Below are 21,758 nucleotides of genomic sequence, written 5' to 3' on the forward strand. Positions count from 1 at the left end.
CACGTAGCAGGCCGCGAAGCACTGACGCGCAGTACGAAGCACCAGAAAATCCCCAGCACCGGCAGTCGCCCGAAAGCCCAGGGCAGAAGCGTCATGCACCCGGCTTGACGGGGAAGTCTCCTACGGACTGGTTAGGGCGCACCGCCGCCACCGCTTTCACGCCAGTCGATAACGTGCATTGCCCAATTTCGATTGCTGTTGTCGATGTAGCAACAGATGCTTCGTTCAACGCAAAAGATGCCAGCAAAAAGCCAGAGCCAATCTTTGTGGCCCGATACGAATGCCCCGCCTATCGCGCAGCCAAAAATCGCGTACTGCCAAAAAAGCTGACGCCAAGTATCTCTGTTGTAATGCTGCTGCAGAGCAGCGTATACCTCCGTCTTGTCACCGTAGGCGTGAAGGTTCTTGTGCTCAAGCTTCGCCATAATCTCCTCCCTGCACCCTAACGCCTAAGCTAGCAAAGTCACTGCAAGTTATAAAATCCGTTTCCATCAAGCCCGGACGCCGGCACTTCTTTCTCCGATCGCGCGTCAATGACGCCCCCGGCACTCTCTATAGCCTCACGCGTTGCGGGACGCAGTGAGCGTTGGTTCTGCCCCGATGCAGGGTCGAACTTGATGAAATAGTAAACCTTTACATTTTCCACGAGTCACCTCCAAAAATGGGAAGCTCACTTGCGCCCTAACGCTGGAGTTGAGCGGCGGCGGAGCCGTCCGCCTCGGACGACTGGTTAGGGGCCACGGTAGCAGCAACCGAGCTGAAAACGCGCCTTAACTCGACCTCGCCCTTGGGAACCCAAGGCTTCCCATGTGATGCGAAAGTACCGCCGGAATCCGTTTTGACCCAATGAAAGACGACTTCCGCCTGTACCACTCGCTTTGTGCCAGGACCATGGCGCATCACGCCGTTTACCAACAGTTGCTCGAAGCGACCTACGGACCCGTCAATGTCGCTTTGCTTGACGCCGAGTTGCACCCAACAATTTGTGTTTGTTGGATCTATGAGGAAAGCACCGTGACGGAAGTCGGTGGAGTACAACGCCAATGTTCTGTAGATACGTCCATCGTGTTCAGGGCCGAAATGTGTGAGCTCACAAACCGACGCTTGTGCCAGACGCTCATGGCTTGAGTGAGCGACAGAAGGAAGACAGACGGCCCCGAGCAAGGCGATAAAGAGGCAGGCCAAACCGCTACGTTCCATGAGTGGCCCCTAACGCTGGAGTTAAGCGGCGGCGAAGCCGTCCGCCTTGAACGAGTAGTTAGAGCCTAGCCTGCAACAATGCTGCTTGGCTTTGAAGGCCCATGTTTACAGCAGCACAATGTAACTCGGCCCAGAACTCCTTGGGGCTGCCGCAGAGCTCACCAAGTTCTATAGCGTCGTTGAGGGCAAGACCGAGTTCGTTGTGGTGCAAGAATTCCTGCAGCGATAGCCAGCAAGCCTCAGCGTCTTGGCTTGGCAGTACCTGCGGCAAGTAGAAGCGACTTGCAGCGAGGTATCGAAGGGTTTTGGCGTGCGATGCCTTCAATTCAATTGGCGACATTGTTCACCTGGGCTCTAACGCTGGAGTTAAGCGGCGGCGTAGCCGTCCGCCTTGAACGAATTGTTAGAACTCTTGCGAATGCGCCCAAGCAAGTAACGCTTTTGCTGATTCCATTGCCCAAGCTGTGTAGTGCTGCTCAGCCGCTTCGCGCTCTTGATCGTAACTTACAAGCGCATCAGGCGCCCACAACTCACGTACTGAGCCCAGCGGAAATTGGTCAGTCTCTGAGTCGATGCCGACGAACGGAATAAACAAAGGGTTGTTCTCCTGCCCCAGGGCAACGCGGCTTGACGTGACGATGCGAGACGCCTCAACGACACCGATGCCAGAAGCGAGCAACAGTTCAAGTGCTTCGCTGAGGGTCGAAAGACTCTGCAATTTCTGTGTACTGCTCATGAGTTCTAACGCTTAGTAGACCCCGGATCGGGGCATATGCACCGGATGTTCAGCTTTCGGCTGTCCTTGGTCAAGCGGGCGAATCCTACACGCGAACAAGGGGTTGCCGGATGGCGGCGGCACCGGGCAGCGGGTGATGCTCACGTTGCATATCCCACGGAGCGAGGCGCTATGTCTTATCCCCCACTATCGACGGTGATAGCAGGGACTCGTCCGGGGGCGCCAGCGCCGCGTCTGCTGGACGAAGTTCGGCGACGTTTGCGGCTCAAGCACTACAGCTTGCGTACCGAGGCCATCTATGTGGGATGGATACGTCGGTTCATCCTGGTGAACGGGAAGCGCCATCCGCGCGACATGGGGGCGGTGGAGGTGGAGGGCTTCCTGTCCGCCCTGGCCGTGCGCGGAAGGGTGGCGGCCAGCACGCAGAACCAGGCGCTGTCGGCGCTGCTTTTCCTTTATCGGGAAGTGTTGCGGATCGAGCTGCCATGGATGGAGACGATGGTGCGCGCGAAGCGCTCGCAGCACGTCCCGACGGTGTTGGCGCGCGAGGAGGTGCAGGCCTTGCTGGCGCAGCTGGAAGGGCGCCCGTGGCTGTTGGCAAGCCTGTTGTACGGCACCGGCATGCGCCTGATGGAATGCATGCGGCTGCGGGTGAAGGATGTGGATTTTTCCCGCAACGAAATCACCGTGCGCGACGGCAAGGGTGGCAAGGACAGGCGCACGGTGTTGCCCAGGCGGCTGGTCGAGCCGTTGCAACGCGAGATCGAGCGCGCCCATGTCTTGCATGAAGCCGATCTGCACGCGGGTTTCGGCCAGGCCCGCCTGCCGCATGCACTGGCCCGCAAGTACCCACGCGCCGGGCGCGAGTTCGGCTGGCAGTTCGTGTTTCCTTCGGCGCAGCGCTCGATCGATCCGCTGGACGGCGTGGAGCGTCGGCACCACTTCGACGAGGCGCTGCTGTCGCGCGCCATGAAAAGCGCCTGTCGCCGTGCGGGCATCGTCAAGCCGGTGAGCGCGCACACGCTGCGCCATTCGTTCGCCACGCATCTGCTGGAGTCGGGCTACGACATCCGAACGGTGCAGGAGTTGCTCGGCCACAAGGATGTGGCAACCACCCAGATCTACACGCACGTGCTCAATCGGGGCGGAAACGGTGTGCTGAGTCCGCTGGATCGCTGAGCGGGCGAGGGCGATTCACTCCCTCCGCGGATGCTCGATGTCGACGCGATGCTCCACGCCGTCGTCGTGCAGCGGAATGCCGCCGTCCGCCTGCGGCACGCCATCCAGCCGTACGCTGCCTGCCGTGCCGGCGTCGCACTGCCGCACGCGGATGCGGTACGGCGTGCTGCGGTGGCGGTAGTCGAGTTCGTAGCCGTCCCATTCGGGGGGTAGCAGCGGGACGAGGCGCAGCTTGCCGGCGTCGAGGCGCAGGCCGAGCAGGGATTCGACCAGCAGGCGGTACAGCCAGCCGGCGGAGCCGGTGTACCAGCTCCAGCCGCCGCGGCCGGTGTGCGGTGCCACCGCGTAGACATCGGCGCAGACCACATAGGGTTCGACCTTGTAGATGTCCACTTGCGTGGCGTCCTCGCCGCGGCGGGTGGGGGCGATCATGCGCGCGAGCTCCCAGGCGCGCGCGGCGTCGCCGAGCTTCGCGAACGCCATCGCGGCCCAGATCGCGGCGTGGGTGTACTGGCCGCCGTTCTCGCGCACGCCGGGCAGGTAACCCTTGATGTAGCCGGGGTCGAGCGCGGATTTGTCGAACGGCGGGTCGAGCAGTTGCACCAGGCCGGCGTCGCGGCGCACCAGGTGGCGGTCCAGCGCGTCCATTGCCTGGCGCTGGCGTTCCGGTTCGCCCGCGCCCGAGAGTACCGACCAGCTCTGCGCGATGGAGTCGATGCGGCATTCCTCGTTGGCGTGGGCGCCCAGCGGCGTGCCGTCGTCGAACCAGGCGCGGCGATACCAGGCGCCGTCCCAGGCATGCCGTTCCAGCGCGGTGCGCAGCGTGGCGATCTCGTCGCGGCAGCGCCGCGCGAAACCGGCGTCGGCGTGCAGCGCGGCGACTTCGGCGAAGTCGGCCAGCAGCGCGCATTCGAACCAGCCCAGCCACACGCTTTCGCCGATGCCGCGCTCGCCCACGCGGTTCATGCCGTCGTTCCAGTCGCCGCTGCCGATCAGCGGCAGGCCGTGCGGGCCTCGCGCGGCGAGGCCGCGTTCGATCGCGCGCACGCAGTGGCGGTACAGCGGCTCGGTCAGCGGCGAGTGCTGCGGCAGGTCGTAGTACGACTCCTCGTCGTCGTGCAGCGCGCGGCCCTCGATGTAGCCGACGACCTCGTCCAGCACCGCGCGGTCGCCGCTGGCCAGCACGTAGCGCGCGACGGCCAGCGGCAGCCACAGGTAGTCGTCGGAGCAGCGCGTGCGCACGCCGCGGTCCAGCGGCGGGTGCCACCAGTGCAGCACGTCGCCCTCGGGGAACTGGTGCGCGGCGCACAGCAGCAGCTGGCTGCGCGCGAGTTCCGGCGCGGCGTGCAGCAAGGCCATGGAATCCTGCAGCTGGTCGCGGAAGCCGAACGCGCCGCCCGACTGGTAGTAGCCGCTGCGCGCCCAGACGCGGCAGGCCAGCGCCTGGTACGGCAGCCAACCGTTCGCGAGCACGTCCAGCGCGGGCTCGGGCGTGCGTACCTGCACCGCGCCCAGGATGCGATCCCATTGCGCATGCACCTGGTCCAGCGCTTCGGCCGCTGCGGCGCCGCCGCGGTAGCGTTGCGCCAGCGCGGCGGCATCGGCGGCGTCGCGGCCCGCGCCGAGGCGGATCGTCACGCTGCGCTCCTCGCCGTCGTCCAGCGCGAGCCGGCCCTGCATTGCGCCGCAGGGGTCCAGCCCCGCGCCGAGCCGGCCGGAGAGCTGCGCGCGGCCCAGCGCGGCGGGCGCGGCGAGGCTGCCGTTGCGGCCGATGAATTCGCTGCGGTCGCCGCCCAGGCTGCGCTCCTCGGCGTCGAGGTCGAGGAAAGCCACGCGGCCGGGGAATTCGGCGTTGTACGCGTTGCGCGCGAGCAGGGCGCCGCTGCGCGGCTCGACCTCGGTGACCACGTGCATCGCGGTCTTCTCGCGCAGGTCGCCGAGCAGCCATTCCACGTAGGCGGTGACGGATAGCCGGCGCGTGCGGCCGGACTGGTTGCGCAGTTTCAGCATGCAGAATTTCAGCGGCGCATCGACCGCCACGAACACCGTGAGCTCGCTGCGGATGCCGTCCTCGACGTGCTCGAACACGGTGTAGCCGAAGCCGTGCCGGGTCACGTAGCGGCCGCTGCCGCGACAGGGCAGCGGGCTGGGCGACCAGCAGCGACCGTCGTCCTCGTCGCGCAGGTACAGCGCCTCGCCGGCGCCGTCGCCCACCGGGTCGTTGGACCAGGGCGTGAGGCGGAACTCGTGCGCGTTCTCGCTCCAGGTGTAGGCGCCGCCGCTCTCGGAGAGCACCGTGCCGAACTGCGGGTTCGCCAGCACGTTCGCCCACGGCGCGGGCGTGGGCCGGCCGGGGTCGAGCACGATCACGTACTCGCGGCCGTCGGCGGCGAAGTGGCCGGGCGGCAGCTGCGGCAGCGCGTCGTTCGCGGGCGGCACGGCCGGCACGGCGCGGCGCACCCATTCCGGCACCAGCGGCGGCAGCGTGGCTTCCACCCGGCGCCGCTGCACCTGCTCGGCGAGGCTGCCGCGATGGTCGGCCAGCACGATGCGCGCGGCGGCCAGCATCACGAGGCGGTCCTCGCCGGAGAGCAACTGGGCGGGGCGCACGAAGATGCCGCCGGGGCGGTCGAGCAGGGCCGCCTCGCTGCCCGAGGAGACCAGGCCGAGGATCGCGTCCTGCAGCTCCTGGCGGTAGCCGGCGCGGTCCTCGTTCCAGATCACCAGGTCCACCACCAGCCCTTTCAGCCGCCAATACGCGTGCGCCTGCAGCAGCTGGCGCACCAGCTCGATGCGCGCGGGGTCGGCGATGCTGAGCAGCACGATCGGCAGGTCGCCGGACACACCCTGGCCCCACAGCCCGTTCTGGCCGCGGCGGTTCGCCGCCAGCACGCCGCTGTCGGCGCGCAGCATGGCGTTGGGGTAGAGGATCGCGGTGGCCATGTGTTCGTACAGCTGCGCCTCGGGCAGGCTGGCATTGAGCTGGCGCAGCAGCACCTGGCTGTGCGTCCAGGCGAGGTCGAACACGCGGTCGGCGAGGTGGCGGTCGCGGTACTTGCCGATCAGCCGCAGGCAGGCCTCGCGGCTGTCGGCCATGCCGGTGACCACGTCCAGCGTGGCCGACTGCTCCGGCTCCAGCGCGATGCGCACGCGGATCGCCACCACCGGATCGAGCACCGCGCCGGCGCTGCCGGACAGGGTTTCCTGCTCCATCGCCAGCGGCCGCGCCAGTTCGCGGCCACGGCCGAGGAAGCGCGCGCGGTCGGTTTCGTAGGAAATCGCCGCCACGTCGGCGCCGTGCACCGCCAGCAGGTGGCACAGCCACGGCACCGCCTCGCCGGCCGCGCGCGGGCGGCGGCTGCAGACGATGGCCTGCAACTCGGGCAGCAGCTCGGTCTCGACGAACAGCTTGCTGAAAGCGGGATGCACCGCGTCGGCCACGGGCGGCGCCAGCACCACCTCGGCGTAGGTGGTCAGCTCGATCGTGCGACGCGTGCGGCCGCGGTTGGTGAGGCGGGTGCGGCGCAGCTCGATGTCGTCCTCCGGCGACACCACGATCTCGGTGTGCGCGTCGAACTCGCGTTCGCGCACGCGGAACTCGGCGCGGGCGTCGGAGAAGATTGCCTCGTACAGCTCGGTCTTGCGGCACACCGGCTGCCAGGCCACCGACCAGTACGTGCCGCTGGCCACGTCGCGCAGGTAGCCGAACATGCCCCAGTGATCGCGCGTGACGTCCGCCTGCCAGCGCGTCACCGCCAGTTCGCGGCAGCGGCTGTAGCCGCCGCCCGCGCTGGACACCATCACGTGGTAGCGGCCGTTGGACAGCAGCTGCAGCGCGGGGCGCGGCCGGTTCGGGTCGATGAACACGCGCAGCCGCGCCTCGGCGGTGCGCGGGCCTTCGGCCAGTTCGGGGAAGCCGGTGGCGTGCAGGTATTCCGCCGCGGTGCGCGGCACGCGCTCCTGCAGCAGCAGGCAGGTGGCGCGGAACTGCGGGTCGGCGGCGAAGCGCCGCTGCATCGGCTGGCCGAGCAAGGCGTGGTCCAGCGCCAGCAGGCCCATGCCCTGGTGGTGCGACATGAACGAGCGCACCACCACGCTGTCCTGCCCGCGCGGCACGCGCGCCGGCGTGCAGTCCAGCGCCTCGTACATGCCGTAGCGGCCGGCCAGGCCCAGCGCGGCGAGTTGCTGCAGGTTCCGCGCGGCGGCGGCGGGCGCCACCATCGCGGCGAGCATGCTGGCGTAGGGCGCGATCACCACGTCGTCGCCCAGCCCGCGCTTCAGCCCCAGCCCCGGCACGCCGAACGCGCGGTACTGGTAGTTGAGGTGGGCGTCGAACGCGTTGTAGCCGGATTCGGACACGCCCCACGGCAGGGCCAGCCGGCGGCCGTAGTCGATCTGCCGCGTCACCGCGGCGCGGCAGCTCTGGTCGAGCAGGCTGCCCTCGTAGCCGGGCATCACCAGCGCCGGCATCAGGTACTCGAACATCGAGCCGGTCCACGACAGCAGCACCGGCTCGCCGTCGCTGGTGGCGAGCAGGCGGCCGAGCGTGAACCAGTTGTCCTGCGGCAGCTGGCCCTGCGCGATCGCCACGAAGCTGGCCAGCCGCGCCTCGGAGGCGAGCAGGTCGTAATAGCCGGCGTCGAGCCGGCGTTCGTCCACGTTGTAGCCGATCGCCAGCAGGTCGCGCGCGCCGTCGTACAGGAAGCGCCAGTCCATCTGCGCCAGCGCGGCGGCCTGCTGCGCCAGCTGCTCGATGCGCGCGATGCGCTCGCGCGCCTGTTCGCGGCGCTGTTCGGCCTGCGCGGTGCCCGGCCAGCACAACGGTTCGATGCGCGCGAGCTGGCGCAGGCTGGGGATGCCGTGGAAGCCGCCGTCGTCGTCCGCGGGCGGGTCGAGGTGGAAGGCCTGCGTTTCCTCCAGCAGTTCGCGGCATTGCGCCTGCAGCGCGGCGAGCCAGAATGCGGCTTCCTCGTCGTCCGGCGCGGCGAGCGCCTGCGCCTGCGCGTGCTGGCGTTCCAGCACCGCCAGCGCCGCGCCGGTGGTGGCGGGCGGCGCGGCCAGCGTGGCGTCGAGCTCGCGCAGCGGTGTGGCGGCGACATCTCCCTGCGGCCATACGCTTTCCAGCACGCGCCAGGCATCGCGCAGGCCACGTAGCGCGGCGTCGCGGAACACCGGTTCGTTGACGAGTTCCAGCAGGCCGGGACGCAGGGTGAGCAGGTGGCCGGCGAGGTTGCCGCTGTCCACCGCCGACACGTACAGCGGCGGCAGCGGCTGCAGGCTCCGTGTGTCGTACCAGTTGTACCAGTGGCCGCGGTGGCGCGGCAGCGCCTGCAACGTGTCCAGCGTGTGCGCGCTGCGCTCCAGCAGCCGGCGCGTGCCCAGCCAGCCGAAGTCGTGCGCGGCGAGGTTCGCCAGCAGCGCCAGCCCGATGTTGGTGGGCGAGGTGCGTTGCGCGACCGCCGCCACCGGCGCCTCCTGGATGTTGTCCGGCGGCAGCCAGTGGTGTTCCGCGTTCACCTCGTTGTCGAAGAACGCCCAGGTGCGGCGCGCGAGCTGGCGCAGGAACAGCCGTTGCGTGGCGTTCGGCGCGGCCATGCGCGCGCGCCGCGGCAGGCCGATCCACCACGCCAGCGTGGGCGCGAGCAGCCACAGCACCAGCAGCGGCGCGGCCACCGGCAGCGCGACCGGGCGCCTGGCGATGAGCAGTGCGCCCAGCAGCACCGCCACGCACGGCGCGATCCACAGCAGCCGCCACAACGCGGCCGGCGTGTGGCGGCTGGAACGCGCCACCTCGGCCGAGCTGCGCCATTGCAGCAGGTGGCGATGGCTGGCCGCCATGCGCCACAGCGTGCGAGCGATCGCGTCGAGGCTGTACAGCGCCTCGTGCGGCAGCCATGCGAGGTGCAGCGCGATGCGGCCGAGGTGCTGGCTGGCGGCGGCGAAGCCCGCGCGCAGGTGCTGGTCCAGCTGCACGTCGTGCGGCTTCTGCGCCAGTTCCAGCAGCGCCGACAGCAGCGGCGGCACCGCCACCATCGCCAGTACCGCCAGCGTCCAGGACAGTACCGGGATCAGCGCCAGCCAGCCCAGCGCGAGCAACGCCAGCAACGCGGCGGGCACCAGGCTGCGGCGCAGGTTGTCGAGGATCTTCCAGCGCGACAGCGCGGTGAGCGCGTTGCGCCGCCAGCGCCCGTTCGCCGCCGGCGCCCACGGCAGCAGCCAGGGCAGCAGCTGCCAGTCGCCGCGGATCCAGCGATGCCGGCGCTGCACGTCGTCCTGGTAGCGCACCGGGTGTTCCTCGTACAGCTGCACGTCGCTGAGCAGCGCGCAGCGCGCGTGGCAGCCCTCGATCAGGTCGTGGCTGAGGATGCGGTTGTCGGGGAAGCGGCCCTCCAGCGCGGACTCGAACGCGTCGACGTCGTAGATGCCCTTGCCGATGAACGAGCCTTCGCCGAACACGTCCTGGTACACGTCCGAAACCATCTGCGTGTACGGATCGATGCCGGCGTCGCTGCCGAACAGCCGCGCGTAGCGCGAGCGCGCGGTGCCGGGCAGGCTGATGCCCACGCGCGGCTGCAGCAGGCCGTGGCCGCTGGTGACGCGGCCCTTGCGCGAGTCGTAGTGCGGGCGGTTGAGCGGGTGGTCCAGCGTGCCCACGAATTGCGCGGCGGCGTCGCGCGGCAGCTGGGTGTCGGCGTCCAGCGTGATCACGTAGCGCACCGGCGGCAGCGCGGAGAGGTCGCCGGCGATCAGCTGGAAACGGTCCTCGCCCCGGTCGCGCAGGATCGCGTTGAGGTCGGCCAGCTTGCCGCGCTTGCGCTCGCGGCCCATCCAGCGGCGCTCGCCCGGATTCCAGCGGCGCGGCCGGTGCAGCAGGAAGAAACGGTCGACGCCGGCATCGGCATGACGCTCGTTGAGCGCCTCGATGCGCAGCCGTGCCAGCCGCAGCAGGGCGTCGTCGCCGGGCAGCGTTTCCGCGTCTGCGTCGCCGAAGTCGGTGAGCAGGGCGAAGTGCAGGCGCTCGTCGCGGTTGCCGAGGAAGCGTACCTCCAGCGCCTCGACCTGCGTCTCCACGTCGTGCGCGTCGCCGAGCAGGCAGGGCACCGCCACCAGCGTGCGCGCCTCGGCGGGGATGCCGTCGGCGTAGTCCATGCGCGGCAGCCGCTGCGGATGCAGGCTCAGCGTGGCCAGCCAGTTCAGCAGGCTCAGCGCGAGCTGGCTGGCCACCAGCGCCGCCGGCAGCGCGACGGCGAGCAGCGCCCATAACGGGAAGTCGTCGCGCGCCATGGTGGCCAGCAGCGGCTGCGCGAACGCGAACGTGAGCACGGCCAGCAGGCCCAGGTAGATCGGCAGCGGCGCGCGGTCGAAGCCGCGGCGCAGCCGTTCGGCGAGCGGCGCGTGCACGCCCAGCTCCCGCTCCAGCGCGGGCCGGCCCGCGGCGATCAGCCAGTGGCCGGCGTGCCGTTGCAGCGGCGGCGCGTCGTCGTCGACGGCGCGGCGGCACAGCGCGATCGTGGCCGTCGCCACCGCGTGCTCGTCCAGCCGGTGCCGGCGCGCCAGCCGCTCCACCGCGTGGCGGTAGTCGTCGCGGGTGGCGAAATCCATCGCCGCGTAGACGCCGGCGGGGTCCTGCCGCAGCGTGCGCTCGACCAGGCTGGTGCGCTCGACGAAGGCGCGCCAGTCGATCGCCGACAGCGCGCGCAGGCTGCCGATGCTGTTGCCGATCGACACCTGGCTGGCCGCCTGCTGCTGCGCTTCCAGCTGCACCAGCTGCTCCACGCTGAGGCCCGACTGCGCAAGCCGCTGCTCGATCCAGCCCAGCGGCAGCGCCAGCGCCGGGCCCTGGCCTTGCAACCGGCGCGACAGCTCAGCCACGAATGGCCCGCTCATCGGCGGCCCGGCGCGTGCCATGTCGGCCACCACCAGCACCACGCCGGCAGGGTCGCGTTCGGCGGCGGCGGTGAGCTTGTCGGCCCAGCGCGCGGCCTTGCCGCGATCGCGCCAGTCGGCGATCACCCGCGCGGCGACGCGGCGCAGGTTCTCGATCAGCGCGAGGCGCAGCATGATCGGGATCGCCCACAGCTCGCCCAGCTTCAGCGGCGCCACCGCCTGGTAGGTGTTGACGAAGCGGCGCAGGCCGGCGATGTCGGCGCGGCCGTCGCCGTGCGCGATCACTTCCTGCGCGATGTCGTATACCCGTGGCAGCCCGGCCGATGGCCCGTGCGCGAGGCGCGGGAGTTCGCGGCTGTAGCCCTTGGGCAGGTGGCGGCGCGCGATGCGCACCTGCTCCTCGACCAGGTAAAAGTTGTCCAGCAGCCATTCGCCGGCGGGCGTGATGCGGCGGCCCTGGCGGGTGGCCGGGGTGAGCCGCTCGCAGGCGTGGATCAGCACCGCCTCGTTGTCGGCCAGCCGCGCCAGCAGCAGGTCGGCGTGGCGGCCCGGGCTCAGCCGGTGCTGCGCGGCCAGCGTGCGGCCGTGGCGCTCCATCTGTTCGGCGCTGAACAGCTCCGCCCGCAGCGCCGGCTCCGGCTCCGGCTCGCGCCTGGCGCGTTGCGCGGCACGGCGACGGCGGAAGGCGCGCAAGCGGCGCAAGCGCAGCAGCTCGGGGAGTTTGGCGAAATTCAATGGCGGTTCCTGCCGGGTTCGACGCGATCGGCTCGTCGCGAGCGGACCGCGGGATTGGCGTCGGTGCACGGACGCGGCGATAGGCAATCGACCTTACGCGGCCGAACGTGAAGATCGTGCGCGCTACGATGCGTGTCTCGCCCCCTTGCCGGAAACGCCGAAGATGCCGCTGTCGATCCGTCCCGCCGTCGTTGCCGACTTGCCCGCGCTGTGCGCCTGGAACGCGGCGATGGCGTGCGAGACCGAAGGCCTCGCACTCGATCCGGCGGTGCTGGAGCGCGGCGTGCGCGGCGTATTCGAGCAGCCGCAGCGCGGCTTCTACCTGGTCGCCGAACGTGACGGCGCGGCGCTGGGCGGCCTGCTGGTCACGTTCGAGTGGAGCGACTGGCGCGCCGGCGACTACTGGTGGATCCAGAGCGTGTACGTGGTGCCTGAGGCACGTCGCGACGGCGTGTTCCGTGCGCTGTATGCCGAAGTGGAACGCCGCGCCCGCGCCGCCGGCGCGGCGCGCCTGCGCCTGTACGTGGAGACGGAGAACCGCCGCGCGCAGTCGACCTACGAGCGGCTGGGCATGCGTCCATGCCATTACGCGATGTACGAGCAGGTGCTCTGACGCGCCGCCGTGGCCGTCTTTGTGTAGGAGCGCACCCTGTGCGCGAAAGGCGCTTCGACCGGAGCCAGAAGCCATCGCGCACAGGGTGCGCTCCTACGGGGCGGGCCCCGCTCAGGCAGCGCTGGCGGCCATCCAGCGTTCCAGCTCGGCGGCGGGCATCGGCATGCCGAAATGGAAGCCCTGCAGCAGGGTGCAGCCGGCCTCGCGCAGGAAGTCGGCCTGCGCGGCGGTCTCCACGCCCTCGGCGATCACCGTCTTGCCGAGGCTGCGCGCCATCGCGACGATCGTGCGGGTGATCGCGGCGGTGTCGCTGTCGGCGGTCACGTCGTGCACGAAGCTGCGGTCGATCTTCAGCGCGTCGACCGGGAAGTGCTTGAGATAGGACAGGCTGCAGTAGCCGGTGCCGAAGTCGTCCAGCGACAGCCGCACGCCATGCTGGCGGATGCGTTGCAGCAGCCGGGTCGTGGCATCGCCGCCGGCCATCATGGTGCGCTCGGTCAGTTCCAGCTCCAGCTGGCCGGGGCCGATGCCGTAGGCGCCCAGCAACGCGTCGAGCTGCGGCTGGAAGCGCTCGTGGCGGAACTGCAGCGGCGACACGTTCACCGAGATCGGCAGCACCCGCCCGCGCTGCCGCCATTGCCGCGACTGCATGCAGGCCCGCTGCAGCACCCACGCGCCGAGTTCGGCGATCAGGCCGCTGTCCTCGGCCACCGGGATGAACTGGTCGGGCATGAACACGTCGTGGCCGTCGACCTGCCAGCGCAACAGGGCCTCGGCGCCGACGATGCGGCCGCTGCGCGCGTCCACCATCGGCTGGTAGTGCAGCGCCAGCGCGTCGTGCGCCAGCGCATCGCGCAGCGCGCCCTCGATGTTGCGCAGCGTGGCGGCGCGTTCGCCCATCGCGGTGGTGTAGCGGCGCCAGCCGCCGCGGCCGGCCACCTTCATCTCGTACATCGCGGTGCCCGCGTGGCGCAGCAGGGCGTCGGCGTCGTCCGCGTCGTCGGGGAACACGCTGATGCCGATGCTGGCGCCGACCTGCAACGACGCGACGCCCGGCAGCGCGATGCGCGCGCACTGTTGCTGCAGTCGCTCGGCCAGCACGGTGGCCTCGCAGGCCTCGTCCACGCGCGGCAGCAGCAGCACGAACTCGTCGCCGTTGTAGCGGTACAGGGTCTCGTTCTCGCGCAGCGTCTCGCGCAGGCCCTGCGCCACCGCCTGCATCACCTGGTCGCCGCCCTCGTAGCCGAGCGCCTCGTTGATGCGGCGGAAGTGGTCCATGTCCAGGTACAGCAGCGCGCAGCGGCGGTCGCGCAGCGTGGCGCGGTGCACCGCCTGATCGACATGCTCCGGCAGCAGGTTGCGGTTGGGCAGGCCGGTGAGCGCGTCGTGCTGGGTGAGGTGGATCATCTTCAGCGCCAGCGCGCGGTTCTCGCTGACGTCGTGGCAGACCAGCACGCCGCCGATCACGTTGCCGGCGGGATCGTGGATCGGCGCGGCGGAATCCTCGATCGGCGTCTCGAAGCCGTTGCGGTGGGCCAGCGCCACCTTGCCGGACAGGTTCACGATCGCGTTGCGGCGGATCGCCTCGCGCAGCGGGTTCGCCACCTCGGCGCCGCTGTCCGCGTCGCGCAGCCGGAACACTTCGTCCATGCGCCGGCCCTTGGCCTCGCCGGCGCTCCAGCCGGTCATCGCCTCGGCGATCGGGTTGAGCGAGGTCACGTGCAGGCCGGGGTCGGTGGTCAGCACCGCGTCGCCGATCGAGCTCAGCGTGGCCTCGGCGAGCTGGCGCTCGCGGAACAGCGTGTCCTCGAAGTGGCGGCGCTGGCTGACGTCCTGCACCTGGGTGACCACGTAGCGCAGCCGGCCGGCGTCGTCGCGCACCTGCGACACGCTGAGCTGGGCGTACACGGCGTGGCCGTCGCGATGCAGGTAGCGCTTCTCGGTGTGGTAGGCCTCGCGGTTGCCGTCGACCAGCTGGCGGGCGAGTGCTTCGCTCGCGGCCAGGTCGTCCGGGTGGGTGATGTCGCGCCAGTTGCGTGCGAGCAGCTCGGTGTCGGCATAGCCGAGCATCGCGCACAGCGCGGCGTTGACGCGCATGAACTGGCCATCGGGATGGATCAGCGCCATGCCGATCGCGGCGTGCTGGAACGCCTGGAAGAAGCGCTGCTCGCTCTCGCGCAGCTGCAGCTCCAGCGCGTGCCGCTCGGTGATGTCGGTGAACACGGTGATGACGCCGCGCACCTGGCCCGTGGCGTCGAGGTCGGGCTGGAAATGCCCGTGCACGTAGCGGCGCATCGCACCGCTGGCGAGCTCGCCCTCGTAGTGCGTCGGCTGGCCGGCCAGCGCCTGTAGCAGCGCGGCGCGTGCGCCGAGGTAACTCTGCACGTCCAGCGCCTCACTGACGCGCCGGCCGATCAGCTGCGCGGGATCGACGCCGAACCAGCGGCGATGGGTGTCGTTGACGAAGCGGAAGCGCAGCTCGGTGTCGATGCAGGCGATCAGCGCCGGGGCGTTCTGCAGCACGTGACCGGCCAGCTCCGGCGGAAACGCGGAAGCGGGCCCATCACCGCCGGTGGACTGCACTGCCGTGGACATCTTCGCTGCCTGCAAAGATCGGTCGCCGACCCCGTCGCCGAGTTCCGAAAACCGCCCCCGACGGCTTTCGAGTCAGCGGACCCGGCGCCTGCCCGGACCCGCTGCCGCCGCCAGGCATTCGCATGCCGGCGCACGGATCATCATGCGCCCGCCGGGCATCGCTTTGCATCTGCGGATGTGTGAACGATCCGTGCAGGCAGTTATCGCCCCGCGTGCGGCCCGAAAACGGCTCAGTGCAGGGGCATCGCCGGGGCGGCGAGTCGACCCTGTGCGTCCAGCACGATGCGGCCCGGCGCCTGCAGTTCGGCGGCGCAGCCGTGGCGTTCGGCGAGCGCCGCCAGCAGCGGCCCCAAGGCGCGCGGCTGCAGCGGGTAGCCGTGGGCGAGCACGTGCGGGCGGCCGCCCGCGCCGTGTTGCGCCGCGGTGACCGCCACCACGCCCAGGCCGGGCGCCTCGTGGGCGTACAGCCGCGGCGCATCGCAAACCGGATCGGCCGCGGCCACGGTTTCCAGCAGCCAGCCGGAGTCGCCGTCGCCCTCCGGCGCCGACTGCAGGCGCAGCGGCAGGGCGTGCGCGTCCAGCAGCGCGGCGTACTGGCGCAGCTCGAACACGATGCCGGCGAAGTCGTGTGCGCATTGCGCGGGATCGCCGGCCTGTGCGGCCAGCCATGCGGCGGGCGATTGCGCCAGCACGCGGCCGCCTTCATAGCGCAGCGCGAGGCCGCGCGCGCTGAGCACCTCCTCGGCGCGGTTCGGCGTGAGCAGGGCGGCTTCCAGCAGGCTCCACAGCGGCGCGAGGTTGACGTGCTCGTACTGCACGCAGGTGAGCGCCATCAAATCGTTGCGGCTGAGGTAGCGCGCGTGCTCCAGCTGCACGCCCAACGTGCGGATCAGCCAGTCGGCGGTGCGCGCGCCGGCCTCGCCGCGGCCGACCAGCTGCACTTCGACCTGCTCGGCCAGCTCTTCGGCCAGGGTTTCCGGCGCCAGCAGCGACAGCGGCAGCAGGCGCATCGGGCCGTCGGCGAACTGCGGCGACGGCTCCAGCGGCAGTGCCGGCATGTGGCCCTCGTGGCTGCCGAACGCCACCACCTGCGCCACGCCGGCGCGCGGCACGCGACGGCCGAGTTCCTCCAGCGTGGCCCATACGGGAAAGCCGGGGCGCAGCAGTTCGACCGGATCGAACAGCGCGCCCGCCAGCACCAGCCGCGCCTGCGCCACCTGCGGCAGCAGCGCTTGCAGGTCGGTGGCGACCAGCGCGGCCAGTTCGTCCGCCTCGTCGCGGCCCAGGCTGGCGCGCGGCGCGGCGCCGGCCTGCGGTTCCAGTGCGAGCACGATGGGCAGGGCGATCAGCGTAGTGGCTTCCACGGCGGGGGAATCCGGGAGGGGAAAACCGTCATTCTAGCAAGCGGGCCCGTGCTGCCTTCGCGTCGCGCCGGCCGCCTTCGGTGAATGAAGCGCCACTTGTACGGCTTGGCGCGCTTTCGCGCGGTGGCGGGGCAGGTTAGCCTTGCACGCAGGGCTTGGTTCTGGATCGTCGCGGACATGGAACAGATGCAACGACGCGTGGGCGTGATCGGCGGTGTGCGGATTCCGTTCTGTCGCAACAACACCACCTACGCGGACGTGGGCAATTTCGGCATGTCGGTGAAGGTGCTGGGCAGCCTGGTCGAGCGCTACGGCCTGCATGGCGTGGAGCTGGGCGAGGTGGTGCTGGGCGCCGTCATCAAGCACGCCTCGGATTGGAACCTCGCGCGCGAGGCGCTGCTCTCCTCCGGCCTCGCGCCGACCACGCCCGGCATCACCACCGCGCGCGCCTGCGGCACCTCGCTGGACAACGCGATCATCGTGGCGAACAAGATCGCCTGCGGCCAGATCGAGGCCGGCATCGCCGCGGGTTCCGACACCACCAGCGACGTGCCGATCGTCTACGGCACGCGCCTGCGCAAGCGCCTGCTGGCGATCAACCGCGCGAAGGCGCCGCTGGACAAGCTGAAGATCGCGCTGCACCGCTTCTCGCTGAAGGAGCTCAAGCCGTCCTTCCCCGGCGTGGCCGAACCGCGCACCGGCAAGTCCATGGGGGACCACTGCGAGCAGATGGCGAAGCAGTGGCACATCGGCCGCCCGGCACAGGACGAATTGGCGCTGGCCAGCCACCGCAAGCTTGCCGCCGCCTACGACGCTGGCTTCTTCGAAGACCTGATCGTGCCGTTCCGCGGCATCCAGCGCGACGGCTTCCTGCGCCCCGACACCACGCTGGAGAAACTCGCCGCGCTGAAGCCCGCGTTCGACAAGGCGTCGGGCAACGGCACGCTGACCGCAGGCAATTCCACCGGACTTTCCGATGGTGCGGCTGCCGTATTGCTGGCCAGCGAAGGCTGGGCCGCGCAGCGCGGGCTCAAGGTGCAGGCCTGGTTCCGCGACGCCGAGGTGGCCGCGGTGGACTTCGTGCACGGCGAGGGCCTGCTGATGGCGCCCACCGTGGCGGTGCCGCGCCTGCTGAAGCGCAACGGCCTCACCCTGCAGGACTTCGACTACTACGAGATCCACGAGGCGTTCGCCGCCCAGGTGCTGTGCACGCTGCGCGCGTGGGAGTCGGCGGATTACTGCCGGAACCGGCTGGGCCTGGACGCGCCGCTGGGCGCGATCGATCCGGCGAAACTCAACGTGCACGGCTCCAGCCTCGCCGTGGGCCACCCGTTCGCCGCCACCGGCGCGCGCATCATCGCGACACTGGCGAAGCTGCTGGAGCAGAAGGGTGCGGGCCGCGGCCTGATCTCGATCTGCACCGCCGGCGGCATGGGCGTCACCGCGATCCTGGAACGCTAGCAAAACGGTCCCGGGAGCCGACTGCAGGAGCGGCTTCAGCCGCGATTCCTCTGCCGTGTGCGTTGATGGCCCAAGCGTCGCGGCTGAAGCCGCTCCTGCGTGCGAGGTCCCAGCTCCGTGTTGCGTCTGCGTACCACCACCTCCCTGAGCCTGCTCGCGCTGGCCGTTGGCATCGCCGGCACGCAATGGCTCAGCGGTTTCGGCACCGGCTGGGCCGGTCCCAGCGAACGCGTGGCGGGCTATGTGCCCGCGGCGCATCGCATCGGCGTGCCCGCCGCACCGCGCGTGGCGCCGCACCGTGCCGTGCGCCAGCCGCGTGCCTTCGCGGCGGTGGCGCATCGCGCCGTGCTGCCGCCGGTGGTGGCCGCCGCGCAGGCCGAAACCGCCGCTTCGCCGCCGGAGCTGGTGCCGGTATCGATGCCGGTGACGCCGGTGTCGTGGTCGCAGATGGAAGGCCACCTGCATGGCCGCGTGCTGCTGCATGTCAGCATCGACGGCAATGGCCGCGTCGCCGACGCGGCGCTGGCCGCATCCAGCGGCGATCCCGTGCTCGACGCCCACGCCCTCGCCACCGTGCGCGGCTGGCGCTTTGCCGTGCCCGCCGATCACCCGGATGGCTTCAGCGGCGACCTGCCGATGCGCTTCACCAGCGGTCCGCAGCAGGTGGCGCAGGCGCCGTAAACGCCTCGCTGCGCTTGCGGGAAGCGCAAAGTCTGGCCCGGGCCGCGAAAAAAAGACCGCCGGGTCATCTCCGGCGGTCTCCTGTTACTCCCTGCGATGGGCGTAGGGCTTCAGTGCATCAGTAGTCGTACGACACGCCGAAACGGACGTAACGCGGCGTCATCGAGCTGTACGGACGCAGGTAGCTGCTGCTCGTCGAGACCGGGTAGGTCTGCGTGGTGGTCTGCTTGTCGAACACGTTGTAGACCATGACGTTGAACGCCAGCTTCTTGCCCGCCCACTCCGGCCGGTACTCGGCGCTCAGGTCGAGACGGTAGGTCCACGGCAGGCGCTGGTCGCCCGGCCGCGAAGGCTGGCCGTTGCAGAAGTGGTAGTACGGACCGTAGCCCAGACCCGGGTAGGTGCCATTCGGACCATAGGCGCCAAGGCAGGTCTTCGGGCCGCCGGAGGCGATGGCCAGGTTGCCGGACAGCATCCACTCGGGGGCGACCTGGTACGAGCCGTAGGCCTTGATCTGGTGACGACGATCATTGGCCAGCGCGCCGTTGGCGTAGTCCATGAGCGTGGCGTAGTCCCAGTCCATCGTCGCCGACACGTCTTCCTGGCCGATGTCCGAACGCACCTGGCCTTCGCTGTTGCCGTAGCTGCGCGAGTACAGGTAGTCGAGCTTGCCGAACCACTTGCCGTCGAACGGATGCTCCAGGTACAGGTTCAGGCCGTAGTACTTGCGCTTCATCGTGGTGTTGAAGCCGAAGTCCTTCGTCCAGTCCATCGGCACGGTGTAGTAGCCGCCGCCCAGCTTCGGAATGTCGAAGTAGGAGGTATTGCCCGGGTTGATCAGGATGCTGCCCGGGATCTGGCTGACGTCGTAGGTGGCCGGGTCGATACCCATCCTGTTCATCTTGGCCACGATCGACGGGCTGTCCGCAATGTCGTCGATCGCATTGCGCAGGTTGCGGTAGGTGGCCTTGGCGCCGTACACCCACGCGTCGCCCAGCTTCTTGTCGAAGCCGAGGATGTACTCGTCCTGGTATTCCGACTTGAGGTTGGTCGAAGCCGAGGTCTTCGGGTCGCGCGGCTGGCCGTACTCGCCGTTGGCCGAGACCGGCGCGCCGTCGCCCAGGTAGGTTTCGATCGGGTGCAGCCCGGTCGGGATGCCGTTCTGGTCGATGCCGGTGTAGGTGTAGTACTCGCGGGTGTACAGCGAGGAGCCGGCGGCGCGCAGCGCCACGCTGGTCGGCATGGCGAGGTAGTAGCGACCGGCGTTGCCGTAGACCTTGAAGCTGGAGTCGCCGTTGACGTCCCAGCTGAAGCCCACGCGCGGCGCCCATTGCGGCGAGGTCAGGCGGACGTAGGGCTTGCCGGCGGCGCTGTAGTTGGTGAACTGGTCGTTGCGCAGGCCCAGCTTGACCAGCCAGCGGTCGTTGATCTGCCAGCTGTCCTCGATGTACTGCGCACGCTGCTTCACGCGCACCGACGCGTTGTCGTGGTAGCGGTAGCGGGCCACGTAATAGCCGGTCTCGCCACCCGGCTGGGAGCCGGTGTTGGCCACCCACGGCGAGTTGTGCCAGTCGGCGCCCGGCTGCGCGGTGCCCGGACCGCCGATGATGTAGGCGTCGGGGTCATCGTCCATGGTGTTGTATTCCCAGGCGTAGCCGAGACCGGCATCCGGGAACTTGGTGCCGCCGTCGATGTTGTTCACGTCCTGGTTGTCGATGCCGCCGGTGATGGTGTGGTCGCCCAGCCGGTAGCTCAGGTCGAGGCGCAGGTTGGTGTTGGTCGAGCGGTGGCCCGGCAGGTTGATCGTCGAGACGGTCTGGCTGTTGTGGGGTGTTGCGAAGTCCGGGTTCGCGTCGGCGGCAGTGAAGATGTACGGGTAGGTCGGATCGTAGCCCGGCGTGTTGCTGTACCAGGTGCCCTTCATCTTGCCGTACATCACGCTGGCGGTCAGGTCGTCCGTGATGTAGCTGGTGAACTTCGCCGAATAAACCTCCGCACCGTTCTTGGTGTGGGTGTCGTAGCTGTTGAAGCCGCCTTCGGTCAGGGTGGCGTAGTCGAACTCGTTGTAGGTGCCCTGGTACGACGACTTGTTCGACGCCGCGGTCACCTCGAGGATGTTGCTGTCGGTGATGTTCCAGTCCAGCTTGCCGTACCACTTCGGATTGTCGTAGCGGTAATGGTCGACGAACGGCGCCACGTTCGAACCGGTGGATTCGCCCTGCCGGCGCTCGGCCTCGACGGCCGCGAACAGGAACAGCTTGTCCTGGATCAGCGGGCCGCCGACGTAGGCGCTCGCCGTGGTGGTCCACGACTTGTTGTCCTTGCGGTACTGGCGCAGCTTGCCCTGCGAGCCGTCCTTGTTGACGTAGTACCAGTTCTTCGGATCGGCGTTCAGGTCCTTCGGGGTCCACTGGATTTGCCCGCCGAAGTGCCACTCGTTGGTGCCGCGCTTGCCGACCTGGCTGATCACGCCGCCGTCGGAACGGCCGTAGGCCGCGCCGTAACCGCCGCTCAGGATTTCCTGCTGGTCGATGGCGCCGTACGGCAGGGTGATGCCGCCGAAGCCGCTCAGCGGGTCGGTGGTGTTGAAGCCGTTGAGGTAGTACGCGTTCTCGGTGACCGAGGCGCCGCCGAACGACACCACCGAGCCGCCCAAGGCGTTGACGAAGAGCGAGCTGCCCGAGACCACGCCGGGCGCCAGCAAGGCGATCGCCTCGGCGCTGCGCGCCAGCGGCAGGCGGGCCAGCTGTTGGGAGGTGATGACGGTGCGCGAATCCACGCCGCTCACGTCGATGCTCGGCAGGCCGTTGGCCGTTACCGTCACGGCCGCCAGGCTCTGGACATTGTGCGCGCCGAAGGAAACCTCGGTACCGGAACCCACGCGCATGGTCACGTCCGCGCGCGAATCGACGGTCTGGCCGTCGCGCTGCAGGGTCACCGTGTAGCTGCCCAGCGGCAGCGAATCGAACACGTAGCGGCCGGCCGCATCCACGGTCACTTGGCGGGTGACGCCGGTGTTGCTCTTGACCAGCACGGTGTCGCCGGCCTGGGCCTGGCCGTAGATGCTGCCCGTGGTCGACTGGGCCATCGCGCCCGTGCCGAACAGGCACAGGGCCAGACCGATGGCCAGCGAGGTGCGGCGCAGCGGCCCTGCTTTGTGGTTTTCAGGTTGGTTCATTTCATAGCTCCCTGGGGATGGGGCCCGGAATTTCCGGGATTCACAAAAACATACGAAATTCGGTTTGCCGGGAACAGCTCACGAATGTGTCGCACAACAGCCTGATTTTGTTCGAATTGAATCGAAATC

Annotated in this window: 10 protein-coding genes; 5 read left to right on the forward strand and 5 right to left on the reverse strand. The window is 69.4% G+C overall.

The features are described from left to right. Positions 1–446, forward strand: a 446-nt coding sequence (locus B0E52_RS18650; RefSeq protein WP_217316696.1) for a hypothetical protein, incomplete at its 5' end; no start/stop codon positions are given. Between the two features lie 1,157 nt (positions 447–1,603). Here the strand turns inward: B0E52_RS18650 and B0E52_RS18430 are convergent. Beyond that, positions 1,604–1,936, reverse strand: coding sequence for a hypothetical protein (locus B0E52_RS18430; protein ID WP_139351698.1), 333 nt, complete (start codon positions 1,934–1,936; stop codon positions 1,604–1,606). Between the two features lie 171 nt (positions 1,937–2,107). On the opposite strand from B0E52_RS18430, the gene B0E52_RS13735 reads away from it, so the two are divergent. Beyond that, positions 2,108–3,115 carry an integron integrase gene (locus B0E52_RS13735; RefSeq protein WP_077484697.1) on the forward strand — a complete coding sequence of 336 codons (1,008 nt, stop codon included), beginning with the start codon at positions 2,108–2,110 and terminating at the stop codon, positions 3,113–3,115. Positions 3,116–3,130: 15 nt separating this feature from the next. Here B0E52_RS13735 and B0E52_RS13740 read toward each other — a convergent pair whose 3' ends face one another. Continuing rightward, entirely contained in the window at positions 3,131–11,737 is an 8,607-nt protein-coding gene (locus tag B0E52_RS13740; protein WP_077484698.1) for a glucoamylase family protein, read from the reverse strand. Between the two features lie 163 nt (positions 11,738–11,900). Between B0E52_RS13740 and B0E52_RS13745 the strand changes: the two genes are divergently transcribed. After that, a complete protein-coding gene (locus tag B0E52_RS13745; protein ID WP_139351699.1) occupies positions 11,901–12,350 on the forward strand; it encodes a GNAT family N-acetyltransferase in 450 nt (149 codons plus the stop codon). Between the two features lie 111 nt (positions 12,351–12,461). Here B0E52_RS13745 and B0E52_RS13750 read toward each other — a convergent pair whose 3' ends face one another. Further along, entirely contained in the window at positions 12,462–14,945 is a 2,484-nt protein-coding gene (locus B0E52_RS13750; protein ID WP_077484700.1) for a GGDEF and EAL domain-containing protein, read from the reverse strand. Positions 14,946–15,175: 230 nt separating this feature from the next. Then, positions 15,176–16,309: a hypothetical protein gene (locus tag B0E52_RS13755; RefSeq protein ID WP_077484701.1), complete on the reverse strand. Its 1,134-nt coding sequence runs from the start codon at positions 16,307–16,309 to the stop codon at positions 15,176–15,178. A 177-nt stretch (positions 16,310–16,486) separates the two neighbouring features. Here B0E52_RS13755 and B0E52_RS13760 point away from each other — a divergent pair, with 177 nt between their 5' ends. Together B0E52_RS13760 and B0E52_RS13765 are read left to right on the forward strand one after the other, a co-directional pair. Beyond that, positions 16,487–17,770 carry an acetyl-CoA C-acetyltransferase gene (locus B0E52_RS13760; RefSeq protein WP_077484703.1) on the forward strand — a complete coding sequence of 428 codons (1,284 nt, stop codon included), beginning with the start codon at positions 16,487–16,489 and terminating at the stop codon, positions 17,768–17,770. A gap of 117 nt (positions 17,771–17,887) precedes the next feature. Continuing rightward, positions 17,888–18,451, forward strand: a complete 564-nt coding sequence (locus B0E52_RS13765) for an energy transducer TonB (protein WP_077484705.1) — start codon at positions 17,888–17,890, stop codon at positions 18,449–18,451. Positions 18,452–18,569: 118 nt separating this feature from the next. Here B0E52_RS13765 and B0E52_RS13770 read toward each other — a convergent pair whose 3' ends face one another. Continuing rightward, a complete protein-coding gene (locus B0E52_RS13770; RefSeq protein WP_077484706.1) occupies positions 18,570–21,629 on the reverse strand; it encodes a TonB-dependent receptor in 3,060 nt (1,019 codons plus the stop codon). Positions 21,630–21,758 lie beyond the last annotated feature (129 nt).

This window comes from Rhodanobacter sp. C06, assembly GCF_002001105.1.
In the GTDB taxonomy this organism is placed as follows: domain Bacteria; phylum Pseudomonadota; class Gammaproteobacteria; order Xanthomonadales; family Rhodanobacteraceae; genus Rhodanobacter_A.

What these genes read in the sequence shown, in the direction of transcription:
- B0E52_RS18430 (WP_139351698.1), bottom strand. Translation starts at nt 1,936, where the DNA reads ATGAGCAGTACACAGAAATTGCAGAGTCTTTCGACCCTCAGCGAAGCA.
- B0E52_RS13735 (WP_077484697.1), top strand. Translation starts at nt 2,108, where the DNA reads ATGTCTTATCCCCCACTATCGACGGTGATAGCAGGGACTCGTCCGGGG.
- B0E52_RS13745 (WP_139351699.1), top strand. Translation starts at nt 11,901, where the DNA reads ATGCCGCTGTCGATCCGTCCCGCCGTCGTTGCCGACTTGCCCGCGCTG.
- B0E52_RS13750 (WP_077484700.1), bottom strand. Translation starts at nt 14,945, where the DNA reads ATGTCCACGGCAGTGCAGTCCACCGGCGGTGATGGGCCCGCTTCCGCG.
- B0E52_RS13760 (WP_077484703.1), top strand. Translation starts at nt 16,487, where the DNA reads ATGGAACAGATGCAACGACGCGTGGGCGTGATCGGCGGTGTGCGGATT.
- B0E52_RS13770 (WP_077484706.1), bottom strand. Translation starts at nt 21,629, where the DNA reads ATGAACCAACCTGAAAACCACAAAGCAGGGCCGCTGCGCCGCACCTCG.